20 protein-coding genes and 1 tRNA gene are annotated in these 22,129 nt (G+C 69.6%); 7 read left to right on the top strand and 14 right to left on the bottom strand.

What is annotated here, in order from left to right:
* Nucleotides 1–131: 131 nt before the first annotated feature.
* A tRNA-Tyr gene (locus tag AC0NZQ_RS04820) sits at nucleotides 132–213 on the bottom strand.
* A gap of 101 nt (nucleotides 214–314) precedes the next feature.
* Between AC0NZQ_RS04820 and AC0NZQ_RS04815 the strand changes: the two genes are divergently transcribed.
* Complete coding sequence (locus AC0NZQ_RS04815; protein WP_474528508.1) at nucleotides 315–806, top strand: YajQ family cyclic di-GMP-binding protein; 492 nt, start codon at nucleotides 315–317, stop codon at nucleotides 804–806.
* Here AC0NZQ_RS04815 and htpX read toward each other — a convergent pair.
* Nucleotides 797–1,642 (bottom strand): zinc metalloprotease HtpX, encoded by an 846-nt coding sequence (gene htpX / locus AC0NZQ_RS04810; RefSeq protein WP_474528507.1) that lies wholly within the window; start codon nucleotides 1,640–1,642, stop codon nucleotides 797–799. The genes AC0NZQ_RS04815 and htpX overlap by 10 nt on opposite strands.
* A gap of 64 nt (nucleotides 1,643–1,706) precedes the next feature.
* Between htpX and AC0NZQ_RS04805 the strand changes: the two genes are divergently transcribed.
* Nucleotides 1,707–2,201 (top strand): beta-class carbonic anhydrase, encoded by a 495-nt coding sequence (locus tag AC0NZQ_RS04805; protein ID WP_474528506.1) that lies wholly within the window; start codon nucleotides 1,707–1,709, stop codon nucleotides 2,199–2,201.
* Between the two features lie 3 nt (nucleotides 2,202–2,204).
* On the opposite strand, the gene AC0NZQ_RS04800 is transcribed toward AC0NZQ_RS04805, so the two are convergent.
* Entirely contained in the window at nucleotides 2,205–2,612 is a 408-nt protein-coding gene (locus tag AC0NZQ_RS04800; RefSeq protein ID WP_474528505.1) for a hypothetical protein, read from the bottom strand.
* 272 nt (nucleotides 2,613–2,884) lie between these two features.
* Here AC0NZQ_RS04800 and AC0NZQ_RS04795 point away from each other — a divergent pair, with 272 nt between their 5' ends.
* The 5 genes from AC0NZQ_RS04795 (at nucleotide 2,885) to AC0NZQ_RS04775 (ending at nucleotide 8,514) form a co-directional block, all read left to right on the top strand.
* A complete protein-coding gene (locus AC0NZQ_RS04795) occupies nucleotides 2,885–4,756 on the top strand; it encodes a 2-oxoacid:acceptor oxidoreductase subunit alpha (protein WP_474528504.1) in 1,872 nt (623 codons plus the stop codon).
* Nucleotides 4,749–5,783, top strand: coding sequence for a 2-oxoacid:ferredoxin oxidoreductase subunit beta (locus AC0NZQ_RS04790; RefSeq protein ID WP_474528503.1), 1,035 nt, complete (start codon nucleotides 4,749–4,751; stop codon nucleotides 5,781–5,783). The genes AC0NZQ_RS04795 and AC0NZQ_RS04790 overlap by 8 nt, the downstream gene beginning before the upstream one ends.
* Nucleotides 5,768–6,712, top strand: coding sequence for an EamA family transporter RarD (rarD, locus tag AC0NZQ_RS04785; protein ID WP_474529424.1), 945 nt, complete (start codon nucleotides 5,768–5,770; stop codon nucleotides 6,710–6,712). Before AC0NZQ_RS04790 ends, rarD begins: the two co-directional genes overlap by 16 nt.
* A 36-nt stretch (nucleotides 6,713–6,748) precedes the next feature.
* Nucleotides 6,749–7,489, top strand: a complete 741-nt coding sequence (locus AC0NZQ_RS04780; protein ID WP_474528502.1) for a maleylpyruvate isomerase family mycothiol-dependent enzyme — start codon at nucleotides 6,749–6,751, stop codon at nucleotides 7,487–7,489.
* Nucleotides 7,490–7,749: 260 nt separating this feature from the next.
* Nucleotides 7,750–8,514: a hypothetical protein gene (locus tag AC0NZQ_RS04775; protein WP_474528501.1), complete on the top strand. Its 765-nt coding sequence runs from the start codon at nucleotides 7,750–7,752 to the stop codon at nucleotides 8,512–8,514.
* Between the two features lie 346 nt (nucleotides 8,515–8,860).
* Here AC0NZQ_RS04775 and AC0NZQ_RS04770 read toward each other — a convergent pair whose 3' ends face one another.
* The 11 genes from AC0NZQ_RS04770 to nuoF form a co-directional block, all read right to left on the bottom strand.
* Complete coding sequence (locus AC0NZQ_RS04770; protein ID WP_474528500.1) at nucleotides 8,861–9,193, bottom strand: hypothetical protein; 333 nt, start codon at nucleotides 9,191–9,193, stop codon at nucleotides 8,861–8,863.
* A 9-nt stretch (nucleotides 9,194–9,202) separates the two neighbouring features.
* Nucleotides 9,203–10,207 (bottom strand): polyprenyl synthetase family protein, encoded by a 1,005-nt coding sequence (locus AC0NZQ_RS04765; protein ID WP_474528499.1) that lies wholly within the window; start codon nucleotides 10,205–10,207, stop codon nucleotides 9,203–9,205.
* A 13-nt stretch (nucleotides 10,208–10,220) separates the two neighbouring features.
* Entirely contained in the window at nucleotides 10,221–11,822 is a 1,602-nt protein-coding gene (gene nuoN / locus AC0NZQ_RS04760) for an NADH-quinone oxidoreductase subunit NuoN (protein WP_474528498.1), read from the bottom strand.
* Nucleotides 11,819–13,390, bottom strand: coding sequence for an NADH-quinone oxidoreductase subunit M (locus AC0NZQ_RS04755; protein WP_474528497.1), 1,572 nt, complete (start codon nucleotides 13,388–13,390; stop codon nucleotides 11,819–11,821). Before AC0NZQ_RS04755 ends, nuoN begins: the two co-directional genes overlap by 4 nt.
* Nucleotides 13,387–15,267, bottom strand: coding sequence for an NADH-quinone oxidoreductase subunit L (gene nuoL / locus AC0NZQ_RS04750; protein WP_474529423.1), 1,881 nt, complete (start codon nucleotides 15,265–15,267; stop codon nucleotides 13,387–13,389). Before nuoL ends, AC0NZQ_RS04755 begins: the two co-directional genes overlap by 4 nt.
* Before the next feature lie 65 nt (nucleotides 15,268–15,332).
* Nucleotides 15,333–15,632 (bottom strand): NADH-quinone oxidoreductase subunit NuoK, encoded by a 300-nt coding sequence (gene nuoK / locus AC0NZQ_RS04745; protein WP_474528496.1) that lies wholly within the window; start codon nucleotides 15,630–15,632, stop codon nucleotides 15,333–15,335.
* Complete coding sequence (locus AC0NZQ_RS04740) at nucleotides 15,629–16,429, bottom strand: NADH-quinone oxidoreductase subunit J (RefSeq protein WP_474528495.1); 801 nt, start codon at nucleotides 16,427–16,429, stop codon at nucleotides 15,629–15,631. The genes nuoK and AC0NZQ_RS04740 overlap by 4 nt, the downstream gene beginning before the upstream one ends.
* On the bottom strand, nucleotides 16,419–16,967 hold the full coding sequence (nuoI, locus tag AC0NZQ_RS04735; RefSeq protein ID WP_474529422.1) for an NADH-quinone oxidoreductase subunit NuoI: 549 nt from the start codon (nucleotides 16,965–16,967) through the stop codon (nucleotides 16,419–16,421). The genes AC0NZQ_RS04740 and nuoI overlap by 11 nt, the downstream gene beginning before the upstream one ends.
* Before the next feature lie 142 nt (nucleotides 16,968–17,109).
* Nucleotides 17,110–18,420 carry an NADH-quinone oxidoreductase subunit NuoH gene (nuoH, locus tag AC0NZQ_RS04730; RefSeq protein WP_474528492.1) on the bottom strand — a complete coding sequence of 437 codons (1,311 nt, stop codon included), beginning with the start codon at nucleotides 18,418–18,420 and terminating at the stop codon, nucleotides 17,110–17,112.
* Nucleotides 18,420–20,840, bottom strand: coding sequence for an NADH-quinone oxidoreductase subunit G (locus tag AC0NZQ_RS04725; RefSeq protein ID WP_474528491.1), 2,421 nt, complete (start codon nucleotides 20,838–20,840; stop codon nucleotides 18,420–18,422). Before AC0NZQ_RS04725 ends, nuoH begins: the two co-directional genes overlap by 1 nt.
* Nucleotides 20,837–22,129, bottom strand: a complete 1,293-nt coding sequence (nuoF, locus tag AC0NZQ_RS04720; RefSeq protein ID WP_474528490.1) for an NADH-quinone oxidoreductase subunit NuoF — start codon at nucleotides 22,127–22,129, stop codon at nucleotides 20,837–20,839. Before nuoF ends, AC0NZQ_RS04725 begins: the two co-directional genes overlap by 4 nt.

Below are 22,129 nucleotides of genomic sequence, written 5' to 3'. Positions count from 1 at the left end.
CGGGGTCTCCTCTCGCTCGACGCCGGGCGCAACGGTCGCGGCACCCGGAGGGGGTCTGCCCGGCAGGCTATCGCCGTCTACCTGCCAAGACGCCGACGCCCCCGCGCAGCGAGGCTGCCGGGGGCGGAGCGTGGCGGGTGTTGGGTTCGAACCAACGTAGGCTGAGCCGGCGGATTTACAGTCCGCTCCCTTTGGCCACTCGGGCAACCCGCCAGGGGTGAAGCAACCGCATCGCTGCGGCCAACCCGAGACCTTACCGGACGCCGCGCGCCGCCGCTCCCTCGGCCACCGCGCACCTCGGCTACGGTGCAGTCATGGCCGACCCGTCCTTCGACATCGTCAGCAAGATCGACCGGCAAGAGGTCGACAACGCCCTCAACCAGGCCGCCAAGGAGCTGGCCACGCGCTTCGACTTCCGCGGCGTCAACGCCAGCGTGGAGTGGTCGGGCGAGCTGGGCGTCACCATCAAGGCCGACACCGAGGAGCGGGCCAAGGCCGCCCTCGACGTCTTCAAGGAGAAGCTCGTCAAGCGCGACATCTCGATGAAGGCCTTCGACGCCGGCGAGCCGAAGTCGTCCGGGAAGATTTACGTCATCGCCGGGACGATGCGGCAGGGCATCGACCGCGACCACGCCCGCGAGATCGTCAAGCTCATCAAGGACCAGGGCCCCAAGGGCGTCCAAGTGGCGATCCAGGACGACCAGGTCCGGGTCTCGGGCAAGAAGAAGGACGCGCTGCAGGAGGTGCAGTCGCTGCTGCGGGGTGCAGACCTCGACGTCCCGCTGCAGTTCACCAACTACCGCTGACGCGCCATCGCCTCCAGCCGGGCGATCCGGTCGGCCATCGGTGGGTGGGTGGAGAAGAGGCTGCGCAGCCCGCCGAACGGGTTGGCGATCATCAGCGCGCTGCTGGACTGCAGCCGCGGCGTCTTCTGCAGCGGGATGCGCTGCGTCCCGGCGTCCAGCTTGCGCAGCGCCGAGGCGAGCGCGAGCGGATCACCGGTCAGCGCGGCCCCCGAGGCGTCGGCCTGGTACTCGCGCGACCGGCTGATCGACAGCTGCACGATGGAGGCGGCGAGCGGGCCCAGGAAGACCATCAGCAGCGCCGCGAAGGGGTTGCGGTCCCGGTCGCCGCCGGGCGAGAAGAAGATCGCGAAGTTGGCCAGCATCGTGATGCCCGCGGCCAGGGCGCCGGCGACCGAGGAGATGAGGATATCGCGGTTGTAGACGTGGGAGAGCTCGTGGCCGAGGACGGCACGCAGCTCGCGCTCGTCCAGGACCTGCAGGATCCCCTCCGTGGCGCAGACCGCGGCGTGACGGGGATTGCGCCCGGTCGCGAAGGCGTTGGGCTGCGCCGTGGGTGAGACGTAGAGCCGCGGCATCGGCTGCCGCGCGGCGGTCGCGAGCTCCCGCACGATGCGATACATCGCCGGCTGCTCGATCTCGCCGACCGGACGGGCGCCCATGGAGCGCAGCGCGATCTTGTCGGAGTTGAAGTAGCTGTAGGCGTTGATGCCCACCGCCAGCAGCAGGCCGACGACGAGGCCGCCCCGGCCGGCGATCAGTCCGCCGCCGACGACCAGGATCGCGCCGAGCACCCCGAACAGGAGTGCGGTCTTGAGGTTGTTGCGTAAGCCGTGCATGTCACATCAACGCCCCAGTCACTCCGGCTCGTTCCCGCCGACGCCTTCTGCCAGGCTGATACTCATGTCAGCCATAGACCACCTGGTGCATGCGAACGTCCGCTACACCGAGACCTTCCCCGGCGCCCGACCCGTCAAGCCCAAGCTGCGGTTGGCGGTCGTGACCTGCATGGACTCGCGGCTGGACCTCTTCGGCGCGCTCGGGCTCGACATCGGCGACGCGCACCTGATCCGGAACGCCGGTGGCATTCCCACCGACGACGTCCTCCGCTCGCTCGCGCTGAGCCAACGGGCACTGGGCACCCGCGAGATCGTGGTCATCCACCACACGCAGTGCGGGATGGACAACTTCGACGACGCGGCCTTCCGCGCCGAGCTGACGCGCGAGAGCGGCGAGGAGCCGCCGTGGCGGGTTGACGGCTTCACCGATCTGCAGGAGGACACCCGGCGCTCCATCGAGCGGATCCGCACCTGTCCGTGGCTGCCGCATCGCGACTCAATCCGCGGCTTCGTCTTCGACGTCGCCACCGCCGCCATCACCGAGGTGACGGCCGACTGAGCCTCAAGCGGCGTCCTGCCACCGGAAACTGGTCATGAGTGCCTCGACCCGGCGGTCCAGCTCGGCGTCGGCATCGCCCTGGGCGACCACGAACTCCGCCAGCAGCGCCAGCTGCTGACCCGGCGCCGGCATGACATAGCGGCGGGTGTTGGGGACGCCGTCGACCTCGACCAACTCGTGGGCGAACGAGCCCGGCGCGACCTGCCGGATCTCCAGGTCATCGTCGGCGTCCAGGATGCCGACGGTGAGCGCGCCCGTCGCCTCGCGGATGTCACCGTCGATGACCATGGTGGAGAGCACCGCCAGCAGCGGCGCGCCGGCGACCTCTTCGGGGAGCCCGGCCTCGGCCGGACCGGTGACGATCCAGTCGCGGCAGTCCATCTCGAACGCGGGAAGGACCAGGTCCGTCATGACGCCTCCTCGGGCACCCCGTCGGGACTTAGGTCCCGAACGCTTGCGGGACTTTCTACCCGACGCAGCCAGGCCGCTCACGACCGGCTCGAGGACGGCAGGCAGGCACCGGGTCGGCGTCTGATCTGCCCGGATTGACGCCCATTGGCGGCCGCCGTGAGCCACGACACCGGCGCGGAGTGTCGCCCAAACGTAAGATGAGACGGTTGTGGTCTCGGTACTGCCGAAGTCCTGCCACAACCCACTCCACGCGGCGGAGGCATCGCGCAGGCATGACCAACAAGCAGGTCGAACAGCTGGACAAGGTCGTCATCAGGATCGCCGGTGACTCCGGCGACGGGATGCAGCTGACCGGGGACCGGTTCACGCAGGAAACGGCCGTCTTCGGCAACGACCTCGCGACCTTCCCCAACTTCCCCGCCGAGATCCGGGCGCCCCAGGGCACGCTCGCCGGCGTCTCGTCCTTCCAGCTGCACTTCGCCGACCACGACATCCTCACGCCGGGCGACCGTCCCGACGTCCTCGTCGCCATGAACCCGGCGGCGCTGAAGGCCAACCTCGCCGAGGTGCCGAAGGGCGCCACCCTCATCGTCGACACCCGCGACTTCACGACGCGGGCGCTGGCGCGGGTGGGGTGGAGCAGCAACCCGCTCGAGGACGGCACGCTCGACGGCTACAACCTGCACGCCTTCGACATGACGCAGCTGACGCTGGACGCGCTGGAGGGCACCGAGCTCTCCCGCAAGGACGCCGGCCGTTCGAAGAACATGTTCGCCCTCGGGCTGCTGTCGTGGATGTACTCGCGCCCCACCGAGGGGACGCTGAACTTCATCAAGACCAAGTTCAAGAGCAAGCCCGACATCGCCGACGCCAACATCACGGCGTTCAAGGCCGGTTACAACTTCGGCGAGACGACCGAGGCCTTCGGCGTCAGCTACGAGGTGAAGCCGGCCGCGGTCGCGAAGGGCACGTACCGCAACATCAGTGGCAACCTGGCGCTCGCCTACGGTCTCGTCGCGGCGGCCCAGCGCTCGGGGCTGCCGCTCTTCCTCGGCGCGTACCCGATCACCCCGGCGTCGGACATCCTGCACGAGCTCAGCAAGCACAAGCGCTTCGGCGTGCGGACCTTCCAGGCCGAGGACGAGATCGCCGGCATCGGCGCCGCCCTCGGTGCCGCCTTCGGAGGCTCGCTGGCCGTCACCACCTCCTCCGGTCCCGGCATCGCTCTGAAGGGCGAGACCATCGGCCTGGCGGTGTCGCTCGAGCTGCCCCTGATCGTCATCGACATCCAGCGCGGTGGCCCCTCCACCGGCCTGCCGACCAAGACCGAGCAGAGCGACCTGCTGCAGGCCATGTTTGGCCGCAACGGTGAGGCGCCGGTGCCGATCGTGGCGGCGCAGTCCCCCGGCGACTGCTTCGACGCCGCGGTCGAGGCGGCCCGGATCGCGCTCACCTACCGGACCCCGGTGTTCCTGCTGTCGGATGGTTACATCGCCAACGGCTCCGAGCCCTGGCCGGTGCCGTCCGTGGACGAGCTGCCCGACCTGCGCGTCGAGTTCGCCACCGAGCGCAACGGCGACCCCGAGGCCAACGGCGGCGAGGGCGAGTACCTGCCCTACCTGCGCGACCCCGAGACCCTCGCCCGGCCGTGGGCCGTGCCCGGCACCAAGGGACTCGAACACCGCATCGGCGGTATCGAGAAGGCCGACCGCACCGGAAACATCAGCTACGACCCCGACAACCACGACTTCATGACCCGCACCCGGCAGGCCAAGGTGGACGGCATCGCCGCGACGATCCCGCCGATGCAGGTCGAGGACCCGTCCGGTGAGGCGTCCGTGCTGGTGCTGGGCTGGGGCTCGACCTACGGTCCGATTGGGGCAGCCTGCCGCCAGGTCCGTGACGCCGGCTTCGCCGTCGCGCAGGCCCACCTGCGGCACCTCAACCCCTTCCCTAACGACCTCGGCGACCTGCTGCGCCGCTACGACAAGGTCGTCATCCCCGAGATGAACCTCGGCCAGCTGGCCATGCTGATCCGCGCGAAATACCTCGTCGACGCCATCAGCGTCACCCAGGTGCGCGGGCTGCCCTTCAAGGCCGACGAGCTCGCCGAGATGCTGCAAGGAGTGATCACGCATGACTGACGTGTCTCCCAAGGACCTCGGCCTCAAGGCCAAGGACTTCAAGACCGACCAAGAGGTGCGGTGGTGCCCGGGCTGCGGTGACTACGCGATCCTCGCCGCGGTCCAGGGCTTCATGCCCGAGCTGGGGGTGCCGCGCGAGAACATCGTCTTCATCAGTGGCATCGGCTGCTCCTCGCGCTTCCCGTACTACATGAACACCTTCGGGATGCACTCGATCCACGGGCGTGCCCCGGCAATCGCGACCGGCCTCTCGACGTCGCGGACCGACCTGTCGGTGTGGGTGGTGACCGGCGACGGTGACGCGCTCTCCATCGGTGGCAACCACCTCATCCACGCGCTGCGCCGCAACGTGAACCTCAAGATCCTGCTCTTCAACAACCGCATCTATGGCCTCACCAAGGGGCAGTACTCGCCGACCTCCGAGATCGGCAAGATCACCAAGTCGACGCCGATGGGGTCACTGGACAACCCGTTCAACCCGGTGTCCGTGGCCCTCGGCGCCGAGGCGACCTTCGTCGGCCGCACCCTGGACAGCGACCGCAAGCACCTGCAGTCGGTGCTCCGCGCGGCCGCCGACCACGAGGGCGCCGCGCTGGTGGAGATCTACCAGAACTGCAACATCTTCAACGACGGCGCCTTCGACGTCCTCAAGGACGCCGAGACCCGCGACGACTGGACGATCCGGATGGAGCACGGCGAGCCGCTGCGCTTCGGAGCCGACGGCTCCAAGGCGGTCGTCCGGGATGCGCTGGGAAACCTCACCATCGAGGACGGCGTCGCCGAGGGTGACCCGCGGGTCGTCGTCCACGACGCGCACACCGACAACCCGAGCTACGCGTTCGCGCTCTCGCGGCTGCAGTCGCAGGATTCGCGGTACGCGCCGATGGGCGTCTTCCGCTCGGTCGAGCGGCCGACCTACGACGCCGCCATGGCGGCGCAGCTGGACGAGGCGGCGGCAAAGGCCGACGGCGACGACGCCGCGCTGCAGCAGCTGCTGCTCGGCTCGGACACCTGGTCGGTCGCCTGATCACCGGCGACACCGCCACGGACGAGAGGGAACGCCGCCGCGGGCTAGCCTTCGGCATCTCGTCCTACTTCCTCTGGGGCATCTTCCCGCTCTACTTCCCGCTGCTGGAACCCGCAGGGACGATCGAGATCCTGGCGTCCCGGATGGCGTGGACGCTGGTCGTCGTGCTGGTGGTGCTGCGCTTCTCCGGCGGCTTCGCCGGCTTTCGCGCGGCGTTGCGCAATCGGCGGTCCTTGCTGCTGCTCTCGGCGGGCGCCGTCTTCGTCACCTCGAACTGGGGGACGTACATCTACGGCGTGAACTCCGGGCATGTCGTGGAGTCCAGTCTCGGGTACTTCATCAATCCGCTCTTCACGATCCTGCTCGGCGTGGTGGTGCTCGGCGAGCGGCTGCGTCCGGCGCAGTGGGCGGCGGTCGGGATCGGCGTCGTCGCCGTGGTGGTCATCGCCGTGGACTACGGCCGGCCACCCTGGATCGCGCTGGTGCTCGCCTTCTCTTTCGGCATGTACGGCTTCTGCAAGAAGCAGGCCGACGTCGGTGCGGCCGACTCGCTCGCCGTCGAGACGACGGTGCTCTTCGTCCCCGCGATCGTGGCGCTGACCGTTGTCGGCGCGCAGGGCGATCTTGTCTTCGGGACCCGGTGGTCGACCTCGCTGCTCATCGCCACCAGCGGGATCGTCACGGCGGTGCCGTTGCTGCTCTTCGCAGCCTCCACCCGCCGTCTGCCGCTCAGCGTCGTGGGACTGCTGCAGTACCTCACCCCGGTGCTGCAGTTCGCCGTCGGGGTCGGTATCCGCCACGAGTCGCTCCCCACCGCCGAGCTCATCGGCTTCGTCCTGGTGTGGGTGGCACTGATCGTGCTGACCGTCGACGGGTTGCGCCGGCCACGGTCGGCACGGGTCGCGTCGCTCGAGGCGGGCACGCCCTGATCACCGCACGGCCGCGGGCATGCCACGATCGACATCGTGTCCGACACTGTGCCTGAACCGTCCGCCGTCCTGCATGCGCTCCGGGCCTCCACCGCTGACCTGCTGAAGGGCCTGACCGAGCACCGCTGGGCCGACGGCGAGCTGGCTGAGCCATCGCTCTGCGACGGCTGGACCAGGGGGCATCTGCTCACCCACCTGGCCCGCAACGCCGACGCCACCGCGGGCCTGCTGTCCGGGGTGCTCCGCGGCGAGGAGATCCCGCTGTACCCCGGCGGCCCCGAGGCGCGCAACGCAGACATCGAGGCGGGCGCGCATCGCCCCGTCGCCGAGGTCCTCAGCGATGTCACCGAGGCGACCGAGCGGCTGGACCGCGTGCTCGGCGCCGTCGCCGAGGCAGGACGCTGGGACGTCCCCGCCGGGGACGGTCACACCGTCGCCGACCGGGTGCGCTTCCGGCTCGTCGAGATCGAGCTGCACCGGGTCGACCTGGGCGGCGACTACACCCCGGACCGCTGGCCGCCGCTGCTCGTCTCCTCCCTGCTCCCCGAGGTCGCCGGGGGCGTCAGCCATCGGACTCCGGCCGCACTGCGCCTGGTCGTCGACGAGGCCGAGTCGGTGGTGCCGTCGTTGGCCGGCCGCGAGTGGACGATCGGTTCACGTGAACCGATCGAGGTGCGCGGTCCGGACTGGGCGCTGCTCGCCTGGCTCGCCGGGCGCGGGCAGGCCGTCGCCGACCGCCTCGGTCCCGACCTGCCCGAGCTCGCGCCCTGGCGCTGAGTTAGCGCAGCTCTGGCGCTGCTCTAGCGCTGCTCGCAGGCCACGCCGTCGCGGTCGCGGTCCAGTCCCCGGGGCTGGGCGGTGTAGATCTTGGTGCTGTGGGGTTCCTGCCGAGTTCTCCTCACTTGGCCACACCCGAGGCCGCGGGTCTGTCCTGGGCCGGGGCGTGGGTCCGCAGCTTCGCTAACGAGGCACCCGTGACACTCACGGTCGGCCGCTCGGGGTGGGGTGCCACGGCGCCTGCGGGTTGAATGGCGTCCGTGACGACCACCGCCCCTGCCGAGCCGCCCTCGCTCGCGCTCTTCCTCACCGAGCCGGCGCGGTCCGCGACCCGACTGGCCCAGCTGCCGCTGGCTACACCCTGGCTGCGCCACGCCCCACGTCCCGAGCGCGGCCGCGGACACGGTGTGCTCGTGCTCCCCGGCTTGATGACGACCGATGCCTCGACCGCCCTGCTGCGTCGCTTCGTCTACGGCCTCGGCCACACCGCGTGGGGGTGGCGGCTGGGGCGCAACCTCGGTCCGACCAAGGCCATCCTGGACGGCATCCCCCGCGCCGCCGAGCTGTTGGCCGAGCGGACCGGCGGCCCGGTCTCGCTCATCGGGTGGAGCCTCGGCGGCGTCTTCTCCCGCGAGCTGGCGCGGCGCCGGCCCGAGCTCGTCCGGCAGGTCATCACGCTGGGCAGCCCCTTCGCGCTGAGCGATCCGGCACAGAGCAGGGCGGGTTTTGCATGGCGGCGCAACGAGCGCCAGCATGTCGCCAGCACCGGCCCCAGCCTGAAGACGGCACGCCCCATCCCGGTGCCCTCCACCGCGGTCTACTCCCGCCGCGACGGCGTCGTGCACTGGCGCACCTGTATCGAACCGGAGTCCGAGTGGCACCAGAACGTCGAGGTCCGCTGCGCACACCTCGCCTTCGGCGCCGACCCCGCAACGCTCTGGCTCGTCGCCGACCGCCTCGCGCAACCAGAGCCGGGTGCCGTGCCGTTCACGCCGCCGAGGGGCTTACGGCTGCTCTACCCCTGACCGACGCGCTCCGGCTCCCCGTAGCCGGCGCACGCCCAGCTCCCTACCGCCGGCGCCCGCGCCAGTTCCCTACAACCGGCGCGCGCCCCAGGTCCCTACCGCCGTCGCCCGTGGGCGGGCCGGTGCGCCCGGTGGCAGCATTTCCGGCGTACGAGGCGCGCGCCCGGAACTCCCACTTTTGCTCCCCGTGTTCTGCACCCACATTCGGGTGCAGAACACGGGGACGAAAAAGGGAGACGAGAGAGGGATACGCATCGCAGCGCTGCACCGCAGCCGGTTGTCCGCCAGCGGACGCGGGCGGGGCTCGGTTACCGGCGCGCACTCACCTCGCCCGACGCGCGCCACCTCATGTCGCCGCGTGAATCCCGACGACGATCGCCGCGTACGCGGCGGCGAGCGCGACGATGAGCGTGATGCGGGAGCGCACCGTCCGGCCGTTCCCGCCGCCGCCCCCGTCAGCGCCGCCCCCGTCAGCGTCACCCCCGTCGGCGTCACCCCCGTCAGCGCCGCCCCCGTCAGCGCTGCCGGGACGCTGCCGCGCCCGCGCAACCACACCGGCCACGGCGAAGACGGCGAGCAGGGCGATCACCACCAGCGCCCCGACGAGGCTCGCCGGCGCGATCGAGGCGGGGACGGCCAGTGCGAGCAGGCCGACCAGGACCAACCCCGTACAGCCCATCCGGCGGTCTCAGCCGGTGCGGGCGATGACGAGCTCGGTGAGGGTCTCCAGCGCATCGCGGGCCGGGACCGCCGGCAGCCCGGAGAGCGTCGCGCGAGCGCTGTCGGCGTAACCCGCCAGTGTCCGGCGTGCCTCGACCATGGCCTCGGAGGTCCGCAGCAGCGCCAGTGCCTCCGCGTGCTCGTCGTCGTCCGGCAACGGTCGCGAGACGAGCTCCCGGAGCCGGGCATCGGCGCCGGAGCCGGACCGCAGCGCGTACAGCGCGGGCAGCGTCGGGATCCCCTCGCGCAGATCAGTGCCGGGCGTCTTGCCGGTGTCGCCGGATTCCGAGGCCACGTCGATGATGTCGTCGGAGAGCTGGAACGCCACGCCGATCTGCTCGCCGAACTGACGCAACAGCTCGATGTGGTGGTCGTCCACCCCGGCGAAGTAGCTGCCGAACTGAGCGGCGGCGGCGATGAGCGACCCGGTCTTGTCCTCGACCACCGACAGGTAGTGCTCGATGGGGTCGTCGTCGGGCCCACGACCCACGGTCTCGCGGATCTGCCCCTGCACCAGCCGCTCGAAGGTCCGGGCCTGCAGCCGGACGGCGTAGGGGCCGAGGTCGGCGAGGATGTTGGACGCCCGGCTGAAGAGGAAGTCGCCGGTGAGGATGGCGACGGTGTTCGTCCACCGGGCATTGGCCGAGGGAGCCCCCCGTCGCACCGGCGCCTCGTCCATCACGTCGTCGTGGTACAGCGTCGCCAGATGGGTGATCTCGCAGACCACCGACGCCGGCACGATCTCCGGTCGGCTCGGGTCGCCGAAGTGGGCGGCGAGGACCGACACCATCGGCCGGAACCGCTTGCCGCCCGCGTCGACCAGGTGCCGAGCGACGTCGTCGACGAGGCCGTCGTCGGCGCGCACCGACTCGTGCAGCGAGGCCTCGACCGCGGCGAGGCCGGCCCGGACCGAGGCTTCGAACTGCGCGTCGTGGAACTCGACGGACAGCGACGCCGGCGTGGTGGACGTCATCGCACCGCGGCCGTCAGCCGACCAGCTGGGCGGCGTTCGTCGCGAGGTCCAGGATCGGCTGCGGGAAGACGCCGAGGACCACGGTGACGACCACGCCGACGGTCAGCGCGATGGAGGTCGACCAGCCGGGGATGGCGATGGTCGGCGCGTTCTCGGGCGGCTCGGCGAAGAACATCAGCACGACGATGCGCAGGTAGAAGAACGCCGCGACCGCCGAACTGATGAGCGCGATGACCACCAGCGGACCGGCGTCGCTGTAGGCGGCCCGGAAGATGAAGAACTTGCCGGTGAAGCCGGACGTCAGCGGGATGCCGGCCATCGACATGAGCAGCAGCGTCATGGTGATCGCGACGACCGGGCTCTTCTTCGCCAGGCCGGACCACTGGGCGAGCCGGGTGGCCTCACCCTCGGAGTCGCGGACCACCATCAGCAGGCCGAAGGCCGCCAGCGTAGTGAAGCCGTAGGTCAGGACGTAGAAGAGGATGCTCGAGATGCCGTCGGCCGAGAGCCGGCCGTTGCGGTCGATGGCGAGGAAGCCGACGAGGATGAAGCCGGCGTGGGCGATCGACGAGTAGGCGAGGATCCGCTTGATGTCGGTCTGGGTCAGGCCGAAGATCGCGCCGACCACCATCGAGGCAATGGCGACGCCCCAGATGATCGGCCGCCAGTCGTAGGACGTCGTCGAGAAGCCGACGTAGAGGACGCGGATCAGCGCGCCGAAGGCGGCGACCTTGGTGCAGGCGGCCATGAAGGCGGTGACCGGGGTGGGCGAACCCTGGTAGACGTCGGGGGTCCACGAGTGGAACGGCGCGACGCCGGCCTTGAAGAGCAGGCCGACGAGCAGCAGCGCCAGCCCGGCGTAGAGCAGGATGTCCGACTTCGTCGAGCTGCGGGTGGCCGCGAGGATCTGCGGCAGGTCGACAGAGTCGGCGTAGCCGTAGAGCAGCGCGACGCCGTAGAGGAAGAACGCCGAGCCGAAGGCGCCGAGCAGGAAGTACTTGACCGCGGCTTCCTGCGAGAGCAGGCGACGCCGGCGGGCCATGCCCGCCATCAGGTAGAGCGGCAGCGACAGCACCTCGAGGGCCACGAACATCAGCAGCAGGTTGTTGGCGACCGGGAAGATCAGCATGCCCGCGACGGCGAACATCATCAGCGGGAAGATCTCGGTCTGCATCCGGTCGCTGCGGGCCAGCCGGCGGTCGTCCGGCGAGCCCACCACGATGGCGGCGGAGGCCACGATCGGGCTGCGGTCGACGCTGCGCTCGGCCATGAGCAGGACGGCCATCAGGGCGAGCGCGAGCACCGTCCCCTGGATGAAGAGCCCGGTGGAGTCGATGGCCAGCGAACCGGAGAAGAAGGTGTTCGTCCCCGACGGGGAGGGGGTGGCGACCTTGACGTCGTGGTTCACCCCCACGGCGACGATGGCGCCGACGATGCCGAGCAGCGAGATGCCGACCTGCGCACCGTAGCGGTCGTTGCGGGGCAGCACCGCCTCGGCGATGACGCCGAGGATCGCCGCGCCGAGCACGATGAGGATCGGCGAGAGCGCCGCGTACGACAGCGAGGGCGCGTCGATGGTGGGCAGGTCGGGCGCCGCGGCCAGCGAGCCGATCACTTCTGACCTCCGTTGGCCGTCTGGTAGCTGGGCGTGGGATCGGTCTTGCCGAGATCCTGCTGCAGCGTCACCTTGACGGCGGGGTTGATGACGTCCAGCACCGGCTTGGGGTAGACGCCGAGGAACACGATGATCGCGATCAGCGGCGCGACCGAGAGCACCTCGCGGGCGTTCAGGTCACGGAACTTGGTGACCTTCTCGCTCACCGTGCCCTGGAAGGTCCGCTGATAGAGGTAGAGCACGTAGATCGCGGCGAGGATGATGCCGGTGGTCGCGATGATGGCGTAGCCCTTGTAGCGGCTGAAGACACCCACCAGCACGAGGAACTCGCTGATGAAGGTGCTCATGCCCGGCAGCGCGAGCGCCGAGAGTCCGGCGAGCAGGAAGAGTCCCGCCAGCCGCGGCGCCACCTTGGCGACGCCGCCGTAGTCGTCGACGTTCCGGCTCTTGCCACGGGCGATGAGCAGGCCGACGACGATGAAGAGGGCGCCGGTCGAGAAGCCGTGGTTGACCATGTAGAGCACGGCGCCGGAGCCCGCCTGTGTGGTGAAGGCGAAGATTCCGAGACCGATGAAGCCGAAGTGGGCCACCGAGGTGTAGGCGACGAGCCGCTTCATGTCGCGCTGACCGATGGCCAGGAACGCCGCGTAGAGGATGCCGATCACCGACAGCACCAGGATCGTCGGCGCGAAGAACTTCGACGCGCCAGGGAAGAGCACCAGGCAGTAGCGCAGGAAGCCGAAGGTGCCGACCTTGTCCAGCACGCCGACGAGCAGCGCCGCGCCACCGGCCGGGGCCTCGGCACCGGCGTCGGGGAGCCAGGTGTGGAACGGCACCAGCGGCGCCTTGATCGCGAAGGCGATGAAGAAGCCGAGGAAGAGCCACTTCTGGGTCGCGTCGTTGGGCAGCGGGTGGGCGATGAGGTCGGTCATCAGGAAGCTGCGGCTGCCGCTGGTGACGTAGAGACCGATCACCGAGGCGAGCATGAGCAGCCCGCCGACGAGGGAGTAGAGGAAGAACTTCATCGCGGCGTACTGGCGCCGCGGACCACCGAAGCTGCCGATGATGAAGTACATCGGCACCAGCATGGCTTCGAAGAAGACGTAGAAGAGGAAGACGTCGGTGGCGGTGAAGACGCCGATCATGAAGAACTCGAGCAGCATCAGCAGCGCGAAGTAGTTCTTCACCGAGCGCTTCGGCGCGACGTTCTCCTCGGCGCCGGTCTTGCTGTCCAGTGCGTTCCAGGACGCGAGGATGACCGCCGGGACGAGCAGCGCCGACATCGCCACCAGGACCATGGCGATGCCGTCGGCGCCGAAGGCGATGTGGACGCCGAAGGCCTTGATCCAGTCGACCTCGAAGCCGTACTGGTAGCGCTGGGCCGCGGTCTTCGGCATGTCGGTGTTCATGCCGAAGAGCAGGATCAGCGCGTAGACGACGACGCCGAGAGAGACGACGAGGCTGACCACCTTGGCCAGCTTCGCCTGCGCCTCCTTCATCGAGAAGATGACGACGGAGGCCACCAGCGGGATGAGGACCAGGATCAGCAGCGAGTAGTTGTTGCTCACTGGAACCGCACCGCCAGCAGCACGGCCACGATCGCGACGGTTCCGGCGAGCATGGACAGCGCGTAGCTCCGCACGAAGCCGGTCTGCGTCCGCCGGGCCCGCGACGAGCTGCCGCCGAGTCCGGCCGCGAGTCCGTTCACTGCCCCGTCCACCCCTCGGTTGTCGAAATACACCAGCGTCCTCGTGAGCCACTGCCCGGGACGCATCAGGAAGGTCTCGTTGAACCTGTCCGCGAACAGGTTGTTGCGCGCGAACACCGTGACCGGCGATCCGGGCGGCTGCTCGATCGGCACCGGCTTGCGACCGAAGGCGACGAAGGCGCCCGCCGCGCCGAAGAGCACCACGATCACCGTGATGATCGAGAGCACCACCGGCGAGATGGTGTGGATGCCGGCTTCCTCGGCCGGGCCGACGGAGGGCTCCAGCCAGTTCTGGACGCCGCTGCCGAGGTACATCACGAACCCGCCGGCGAGCGCGAGGACGGCCAGGACGGCCATCGGCGCCCACATGATCGGCTTCGACTCGTGCGGGTGCACGTCGTCCTCCCACCGGCGCTTGCCGAAGAAGGTCATGCACAGGGCTCGGGTCATGTAGAAGGCGGTGAGGCCGGCGCCGAGCAGCGCGCAGATGCCGAGGATCCAGCCTGAGGTCCCGCCCTTGTCGAAGGCGGACTCGATGATCTTGTCCTTGGTGAAGAAGCCGGTGAACGGCGGGATGCCGAGGATGGCGAGGTAGCCGCAGAGGAAGACGCCGAAGGTGATCGGCATGACCTTGGCCAGCCCGCCGAAACGACGCATGTCGATGCGGTCGTTCATGGCGTGCATGACCGAGCCGGCCGACAGGAAGAGCGCCGCCTTGAAGAAGCCGTGACCCAGCAGGTGGATGATGCCGATCGCGTAGACGCCGGGGCCGAGACCCACGGCGAGGAACATGTAGCCGATCTGGCTCACCGTCGAGTTGGCCAGCACCTTCTTCAGGTCGTCCTGGCCGCAGCCGGCGATGCAGCCGTAGAGCAGCGTGATCGCGCCGATGATGGTGACGACCGTCCGGGCCGCCTCGGAGGCGTCGAAGATGGGGGCCGAGCGGGCGATGAGGTAGACGCCGGCGGTGACCATCGTCGCGGCGTGGATGAGCGCCGAGACCGGGGTCGGGCCGGCCATGGCGTCCGGCAGCCAGGTCTGCAGCGGGAACTGTCCGGACTTGCCGCAGGCGCCGAGGACGAGCATCAGGGCGATCGCCGTCGCCGCACCGGTGGAGAAATTCGTCCCGAGCACCGTGTTGAACGCCGACGTCCCGGTGAAGGTGAACATCAGCATGATGGCGATGGAGAGGCCGACGTCGCCGACGCGGTTGGCGAAAAACGCCTTGTTGCCGGCGGTCGCCGCCTCGTTGCGAGTGAAGTAGTACGAGATCAGCAGGTAGGACGCCACACCGACGCCCTCCCAGCCGATGTAGAGCAGCAGGTAGCTGTCGGCCAGCACCAGCAGCAGCATCGCGCCGATGAAGAGGTTGAAGTAGCCGAAGAAGCGACGGCGTCCCGCGTCGTGATCCATGTAGCCGATGGCGTAGATGTGGATCAGCGAGCCGACGCCGGTGATGAGCAGCGCGAAGGTCAGCGAGAGCGGGTCGAGCAGGAAGCCGACCTTGATCTCGAAGTTGCCGACCGGTGCCCAGTTGAAGAGGTCACGAGCGACATGACGCTGCTCGCCCGGCAGATCCCGCACCGAGAAGAAGAGCATCACGGTGTAGACGAAGAGGGCGATCGGCACCAGCGTGCCGAGCAGGTGGCCCCACTTGTCGCCGCGCTTGCCCACCGTCAGCAGGATCAGCGCCGACAGGGCGGGGATCGCCACCAGCAGCCACACGCCGGACTGGATGCCGGAGGCGCTGGTGTAATCCAGCGCGCCTTCGGCGAGTGACGTCGAGGTCACCGACACGTCTCCTAGTACTTCAGCAGGTTGGCGTCATCGACCGACGCGGACCTGCGGGTGCGGAAGATGGCCATGATGATTGCGAGCCCGACGACGACCTCGGCGGCCGCGACGACCATCACGAAGAAGGCCATCACCTGCCCCTCGAGATCGCCGTTGATGCGCGAGAAGGTGACCAGCGAGAGGTTCACCGCGTTGAGCATCAGCTCGACGGACATGAAGACGACGATCGCGTTGCGTCGCACGAGGACGCCGACGGCTCCGATGGTGAAGAGCGCCGCCGAGAGGATCAGGTAGTAGCTCGGGTTCATGAACGAACCTCGCTGTCGTCGTAGTCCGAGGTCTCGAGGACGCCGGGGATACCCGTGTAAGGCGGGAACTCCTCGTTGCCGACCATGGTCGACTCGTGCGAGATCGAGCCGTCGGGCAGCAGCGCCGGGGTGCCGATCGAGTTGCCCGTCGACAGCACGCCGGGGCCGGGCAAGGGCTGCGGCCGGCGGCTGCGGATCCGCTCGCGGGCCAGCGTCTTCTGCGTCGGCTTGCGGCCCTCCCGCTCGATGTGGGCCAGCACCATCGCACCGACCGCGGCGATGATCAGCAGCGCCGAGGTGAGCTCGAAGACGAAGAGGTACTTGGTGAAGAGCAGCCGCGCGATGGACTGGACGTTGCCGCCGTTGGCGTTGGGGATGTCCAGGTTGACCGGCGTCTGGTCGCCCTCGAAGGCCTTGCCCACGCCGATGGCGACAAGGGCGGCGAAGCCGAGCCCGAAGAGCGCGGCCGCGGTCCGCTGCCCGCGCAGCGTCTCCACGATGGAGTCCGAGGAGTCACGGCCGACGAGCATGAGCACGAAGAGGAACAGGATCATGATCGCGCCGGTGTAGACGATGATCTGCACCAGACCCAGGAAGGGCCCCTGCTGGATCACGTAGAACGCGCCCAGGCACATCATCGTCGTCACCAGCGACAGCGCCGAGTGCACCGCGTTGCGCAGCAGCACCATGCCGATACCGCCGGCGAGCGCGAGCGGGCCCAGGATCCAGAACGCCACGGCCTCGCCGAGCGGGACGGTGCCGTTCATCAGCGGGGCGGCGACCACCTCAACTGCCATTGTGGTGCCCCGTTCGGTTCGCGACGCCGGTGATGGGACGTCCGGCGACGTTGGCGGTGCTCTGCGGCTCGCCCTGCTGCAGCGGCGCCTGCGAGCGGACGGTGTAGTAGTCCTTCTCGTCGTCGCCGAGGCGCATCGGGTGCGGCGGAGCCTCCATGCCCGGCAGCAGCGGGGCCATGAGCTGCTCCTTGGTGTAGATCAGCTGCTGTCGGTCGTCCAGGGCGAGCTCGTACTCGTTGGACATCGTCAGCGACCGGGTCGGGCACGCCTCGATGCAGAGCCCGCAGAAGATGCAGCGCAGGTAGTTGATCTGGTACACCGCGCCGTAGCGCTCGCCCGGCGAGAAGCGGGCCTCGTCGGTGTTGTCGCCACCCTCGACGTAGATCGCGTCGGCCGGGCAGGCCCAGGCACAGAGCTCGCAGCCGACGCACTTCTCCAGGCCGTCCGGGTGCCGGTTGAGCACGTGCCGGCCGTGGTACCGCGGCTTGGTGCCGTAATAGTCGAAGGGGTACTGCTCGGTGTAGACCTTCTTGAACATCGTCGCGAAGGTGAGCCCAAAGCCCTTGGCGAAGCCGACGGCACTGCCCTGCGGCTCGTGCAGCGGTGCGGACTTCTTGGGCACCGTCGACGCCAGCTCCTTCGCGGTCGGCGCCGGTACGGGCAACTTCTCGTCGGTCATGTCAGTCTTCGCCTTCGATCTCGGCGGGACGCCGGCCCGCGGTCGCCGACGCGAGGCTGCGCGGCGGGGTGGGGACGACGAGGTCCAGCGGGGGCGTCGGGAACGTGGGCTCGTAGGTGGCGGCCTCGTCCTCGTCGTCCTCCAGCAGCGCGGCACGCCGGGCCGAGGCGCCCTCCCAGACCATGAGGGCCGGGATGACGATGACGACGAGCACGATGGCCAGCGGGACTCCGGTGGCCTGCCAGGCCGGCCAACCGCGATCGCGCAGGACGTGGATGGCGGTGACGGCCAGGATCCAGACCAGGTTGATCGGGATGAGGACCTTCCAGCCGAAGGCCATGAACTGGTCGTAGCGCAGCCGGGGCAGCGTGCCGCGGAGCCAGACGAAGACGAAGAGGATGGCGATGACCTTCAGGGTGAACCAGAGCATCGGCCACCAGCCGGAGTTCGCGCCGTCCCAGAAGGAGAGCGGCGCCGGTGCCCGCCAGCCACCGAGGAAGAGCGTCGTGGCCAGCGCCGAGACGGTCACCATGTTGATGTACTCGGCCAGGAAGAACATCGCGAACTTGAACGACGAGTACTCCGTGTGGAAGCCACCGACCAGCTCGGACTCGGCCTCGGGGAGGTCGAAGGGCGCCCGGTTGGTCTCGCCGACCACCGACACCGAGTAGATCGCGAAGGAGACGAAGAGCGGCACCACGTTCCAGAGATCGTGCTGCGACGCGACGATCCCCGAGGTCGACATGGTGTTGGAGAAGAGGAAGACCGCGACGATGGAGAGTCCCATCGCGACCTCGTAGGAGATCATCTGCGCCGCCGAACGCAGGCCGCCGAGCAGCGGGTACGTCGAGCCCGACGCCCAGCCCGAGAGCACGATGCCGTAGACGCCCAGCGCCGAGCAGGCGAAGACGACCAGCGTGCCGACCGGCAGGTCGGTGAGCTGGATGTGCGTCTTGTGCCCGAACATCGAGACCTCGGGCCCGAACGGGATGACCGAGAAGGCGAGGAAGGCCGGCACGGCGGAGACGATCGGCGCGATGTAGTACACCGGCTTGTCTGCCAGGACGGGGATGATCTCTTCCTTGAAGGCCAGCTTCACGCCGTCGGCCAGCGACTGCAGCACACCCCACGGCCCGACGCGGTTCGGGCCGATGCGGTTCTGCATCCGCCCGACGACCTTGCGCTCGAAGACGATGGTGAAGAGCGTCATCACCACGAGGAAGACGAAGACGCCGAGCACCTTGATGAGCACCAGCCAGATCGGCAGGTCGCCGAAGCCGGGCAGGTTCTGCCCTGAGGCAAGAACGTCCATCAGCTGTCCTCTCCGCGCGTCAGGGTGACCACGTCGCCGGCCACGGCGCCGAGCGTGCGCCGCGCGGCGCACTCCCGGGCGTTGGTGGGCAGCCAGACGACGCCGTCGGGCATGGTCTCGACCCGCGAGGGGACGACGACACTGCCGTGAGCGGTGCTCACCGAGAGCAGCTCGCCGTCGGCGATGCCGACACCGGCGGCGGTCGCCGCGCTGAGGCGGGCGAAGACCGGCTTGGCGGTGCCGGCCAGGTGCTCGTCACCGTCCTGCATCCGGCCGGCGTCGATGAGCTCCTGCCAGGTGGCGAGGACCGCCTCGCCGTCGCCGGGGACGGCGCTGCGGCTCGGCGCCGCGGTGATGGCGACCTTCGGACGGCGACCGCTCGGGGCGAGCCGCAGCAGTTCGCTGCGGACGCCGTCGAGGGAGTTGAGGTCGACCTGGACGTCCAGCTCTTCGGCCAGCGCGTCCAGGACGCGGGCGTCGGGGAGGGCGCCGGTGCCGCGGATCGTCAGCTCGAACGGCCGGCGGCGCCCCTCCCAGGTGACGTACCGGCCGGCCTTCTCGGCCTGCGGCCCCACCGGCAGCACGACATCGGCGTGCTCGGTGACGGCGCTGCGCCGGATCTCCAGGCTCACCACGAAGCCCGCGGCGGCCAGTGCCTGCCCGGCGAGCGCCGGGTCCGCGGTGTCCGCGGGGTCGACACCGCCGACGACGAGTGCGCTGATCGCCCCGTCCACGGCGGCCTGCAGGATCGCGTCGATGTCCCGGCCGGGCTGGGCCGGAATAGCGGAGCTCTCGACGCCCCACGCCTCGGCGACCTCGGCGCGGGCGGCGGCGTCGGTGACGAGGCGACCGCCGGGCAGCAGCGACGGGACGGCGCCGGCGTCGATCGCGCCGCGCTCACCGGCGCGCCGCGGCACCCAGGCGAGCTTGGCACCGGTCTCGCCGGCCAGGGCGGCGGCGGCCCGGTAGGCACCGGGTGAGGAGGCGAGCCGCTCACCGGCGAGGATCAGCGCACCGGGCTGTCCCAGGGCGCCGACGATGTCGCCGTCGAGGGACTCCAGGGTCTCGGCCTCCGCACCGGGAACGGTGGGCAGCAGCGCGCCGTCCAGCTTGGTGAGGCCTCGCGAGGCCCACGCCGCGACGGAGAAGACCCGGGCATCGTGGTCGCGGGTCGCCTTGCGCAGCCGCAGGAAGACGATGGGCGACTCCTCCTCCGGCTCGAAGCCGACGAGCAGGACAGCGGGCGCAGCCTCGATGTCGCGGTAGGCGACGTGGGCGGGGCCGACGCCGGCCACGTGCGCGGCGAGGAAGTCCAGCTCCTCGGCCGAGACCGGCCGGGTGCGGGCGTCCACGTCGTTCGTGCCGAGGGCGAGCCGGGCGAACTTGGCGTAGCCGTAGGCGTCCTCCTCGGTGAGCCGTCCGCCGGGAAGCACGCCGACACCGCCGCGCTCGCGGGCCTCGGCGAGGCCGCGGGCGGCACGCTCGAGCGCCTCGGGCCAGCTCGTCTCGACGAGCTCGCCGGCCTCGTTGCGGACCAGCGGCGCCGTGAGGCGGTCACGCTGCTCGGCGTTGTGGAAGGCCCAGCGACCCTTGTCGCAGTTCCACTCCTCGTTGACCTCGGGGTCGTTCGCGGCGAGGCGACGGGTGACCTTGGAGCGCCGCCAGTCGGTGCGCTGGGCGCAGCCCGACGAGCAGTGGTCGCAGACCGAGTCGGTGGACTGCAGGTCGAAGGGGCGAGCCCGGAACCGGTACGAGGCACCGGTGAGGGCACCGACCGGACAGATCTGCACGGTGTTGCCCGAGAAGTAGGACTGGAACGGCACCTCCTCGCTGGTGCCGATCTGCTGCTGCGCACCGCGCTCGAGCAGGTCGATGAACGGGTCACCGGCGATCTGCAGGGAGAAGCGGGTGCAGCGCTGACAGAGCACGCAGCGCTCGCGGTCCAACAGCACATTGGACGAGATCGCCACCGGCTTGGGGAAGGTGCGCTTGGTCTCGTGGAAGCGGGACTCGGCCCGGCCGTTGCTCATGGCCTGGTTCTGCAGCGGGCACTCGCCGCCCTTGTCGCAGACCGGGCAGTCCAGCGGGTGGTTGATGAGCAGCAGCTCCATCACGCCCTGCTGCGCCTTGTCGGCGACCGGGGAGGTGAGCTGCGTCTTGATCACCATGCCGGGCATGACCGTGGTGGTGCACGAGGCCGCGGGCTTGGGCATCCCGCGGCCGTTGCCCATGTCGGTGACCTCGACCAGGCACTGCCGGCAGGCACCGGCCGGGTCGAGCAGGGGGTGGTCGCAGAAGCGCGGGATGGAGATGCCGAGCTGCTCGGCCGCGCGGATCAGCAGCGTGCCCTTGGGCACGGAGACCTCGATGCCGTCGATGGTGACGGTGACGAGGTCCTGCTTCGGAGGGGCTTCGGTCATGAGTGCGCTCCGGCGAGGGCCTTGGCCCCGGTGAAGGGACAGCCCTTGTTCTGGATGTGGGCGACGTACTCGTCGTGGAAGTACTTGATCGAGGACGACACCGGGCTGGTGGCACCGTCACCGAGGGCGCAGAACGAGCGGCCCAGGATGTTGTCCGACAGGTCGAGCAGCGTCTGCAGGTCCTCTTCGGTGCCCTGGCCGGCCTCGAGCCGGTCGTAGATGCCGACGTACCAGTAGGTGCCCTCGCGGCAGGGCGTGCACTTGCCGCAGGACTCGTGCCGGTAGAACTCCGACCACTTCTTGGTGGCGCGGACGACGCAGTCGTCCTCATCGAAGATCATCAGCGCCGAGGTCCCGTTCATGGACCCGGCCTTGACGGCGGCGTCGAAGTCGAGCGGGACGTCGAGGTGCTCAGCGGTCAGCATCGGGGTGGACGAGCCACCCGGCGTCCAGAACTTGACCTCCTTGCCGCGGCTCATGCCGCCGGCCATGGCGATCAGCTCCCGCAGCGTGGTGCCCATCGGCGCCTCGTACTGGCCGGGGTTGGCGACACGTCCGGAGAGCGAGTAGATGCACGGACCGGGCGAGCCCTCGGGACCCATCTGCTTGAACCAGTCCGCACCGCCCAGGACGATGTAGGGGACGTTGGCCAGCGTGCCGGCGTTGTTCACGACGGTCGGCGAGTCGTAGAGGCCGTTGGTGGCGGGGAACGGCGGCTTGAGCCGCGGCTGGCCGCGACGCCCCTCGAGCGAGTCGAGCAGCGCCGTCTCCTCGCCGCAGATGTACGCACCCGCCCCGCCGTGGACCACGATGTCGCAGTCAAAGCCGGAGCCGAGGATGTTGGTGCCGAGGTAACCCTTGGCCCGTGCCTCCCGGACGGCGGCGTGCACCCGCCGGATGGCGTGAGCCGCCTCGCCGCGGATGTAGACGAAGGCCTGGTTCGCGCGTACCGCGTAGCAGGCGATGATAATGCCCTCGATCATCGAGTGCGGGTCGTTCATCATCAGCGGCAGGTCACGGCAGGTGCCCGGCTCGCTCTCGTCGGCGTTGACGACGACGTAGGTGGGCTTGGGGTTGTCCTTCGGGATGAAGGACCACTTCATGCCGGTCGGGAAGCCCGCGCCGCCGCGACCGCGGAGGTTGGAGTCCTTGACCATCCCGACGATCGCGTCGGGTTCCAGGGTCAGCGCCTTGCGGAGGCCGATGTAACCGTCCAGCCGCTCGTAGTTGTCGATGAGCCACGGCTGCGAGGTGCCGAAGCGCTTGGTGAGAACAGGACTCAAGCTCAC

It is taken from the genome of Jatrophihabitans sp. sgz311053 (genome assembly GCF_056135305.1).
The sequence above is the reverse complement of the archived record's forward strand: the minus strand, read 5'-3'. Positions and strand labels throughout refer to the sequence as shown.

What these genes read in the sequence shown, in the direction of transcription:
- AC0NZQ_RS04790 (WP_474528503.1), top strand. Translation starts at nt 4,749, where the DNA reads ATGACTGACGTGTCTCCCAAGGACCTCGGCCTCAAGGCCAAGGACTTC.
- AC0NZQ_RS04765 (WP_474528499.1), bottom strand. Translation starts at nt 10,207, where the DNA reads ATGACGTCCACCACGCCGGCGTCGCTGTCCGTCGAGTTCCACGACGCG.
- nuoH (WP_474528492.1), bottom strand. Translation starts at nt 18,420, where the DNA reads ATGGACGTTCTTGCCTCAGGGCAGAACCTGCCCGGCTTCGGCGACCTG.
- AC0NZQ_RS04795 (WP_474528504.1), top strand. Translation starts at nt 2,885, where the DNA reads ATGACCAACAAGCAGGTCGAACAGCTGGACAAGGTCGTCATCAGGATC.
- AC0NZQ_RS04815 (WP_474528508.1), top strand. Translation starts at nt 315, where the DNA reads ATGGCCGACCCGTCCTTCGACATCGTCAGCAAGATCGACCGGCAAGAG.
- nuoI (WP_474529422.1), bottom strand. Translation starts at nt 16,967, where the DNA reads ATGTTCAAGAAGGTCTACACCGAGCAGTACCCCTTCGACTATTACGGC.
- AC0NZQ_RS04770 (WP_474528500.1), bottom strand. Translation starts at nt 9,193, where the DNA reads ATGGGCTGTACGGGGTTGGTCCTGGTCGGCCTGCTCGCACTGGCCGTC.
- AC0NZQ_RS04800 (WP_474528505.1), bottom strand. Translation starts at nt 2,612, where the DNA reads ATGACGGACCTGGTCCTTCCCGCGTTCGAGATGGACTGCCGCGACTGG.
- AC0NZQ_RS04805 (WP_474528506.1), top strand. Translation starts at nt 1,707, where the DNA reads ATGTCAGCCATAGACCACCTGGTGCATGCGAACGTCCGCTACACCGAG.
- AC0NZQ_RS04740 (WP_474528495.1), bottom strand. Translation starts at nt 16,429, where the DNA reads ATGGCAGTTGAGGTGGTCGCCGCCCCGCTGATGAACGGCACCGTCCCG.
- htpX (WP_474528507.1), bottom strand. Translation starts at nt 1,642, where the DNA reads ATGCACGGCTTACGCAACAACCTCAAGACCGCACTCCTGTTCGGGGTG.
- AC0NZQ_RS04725 (WP_474528491.1), bottom strand. Translation starts at nt 20,840, where the DNA reads ATGACCGAAGCCCCTCCGAAGCAGGACCTCGTCACCGTCACCATCGAC.
- nuoK (WP_474528496.1), bottom strand. Translation starts at nt 15,632, where the DNA reads ATGAACCCGAGCTACTACCTGATCCTCTCGGCGGCGCTCTTCACCATC.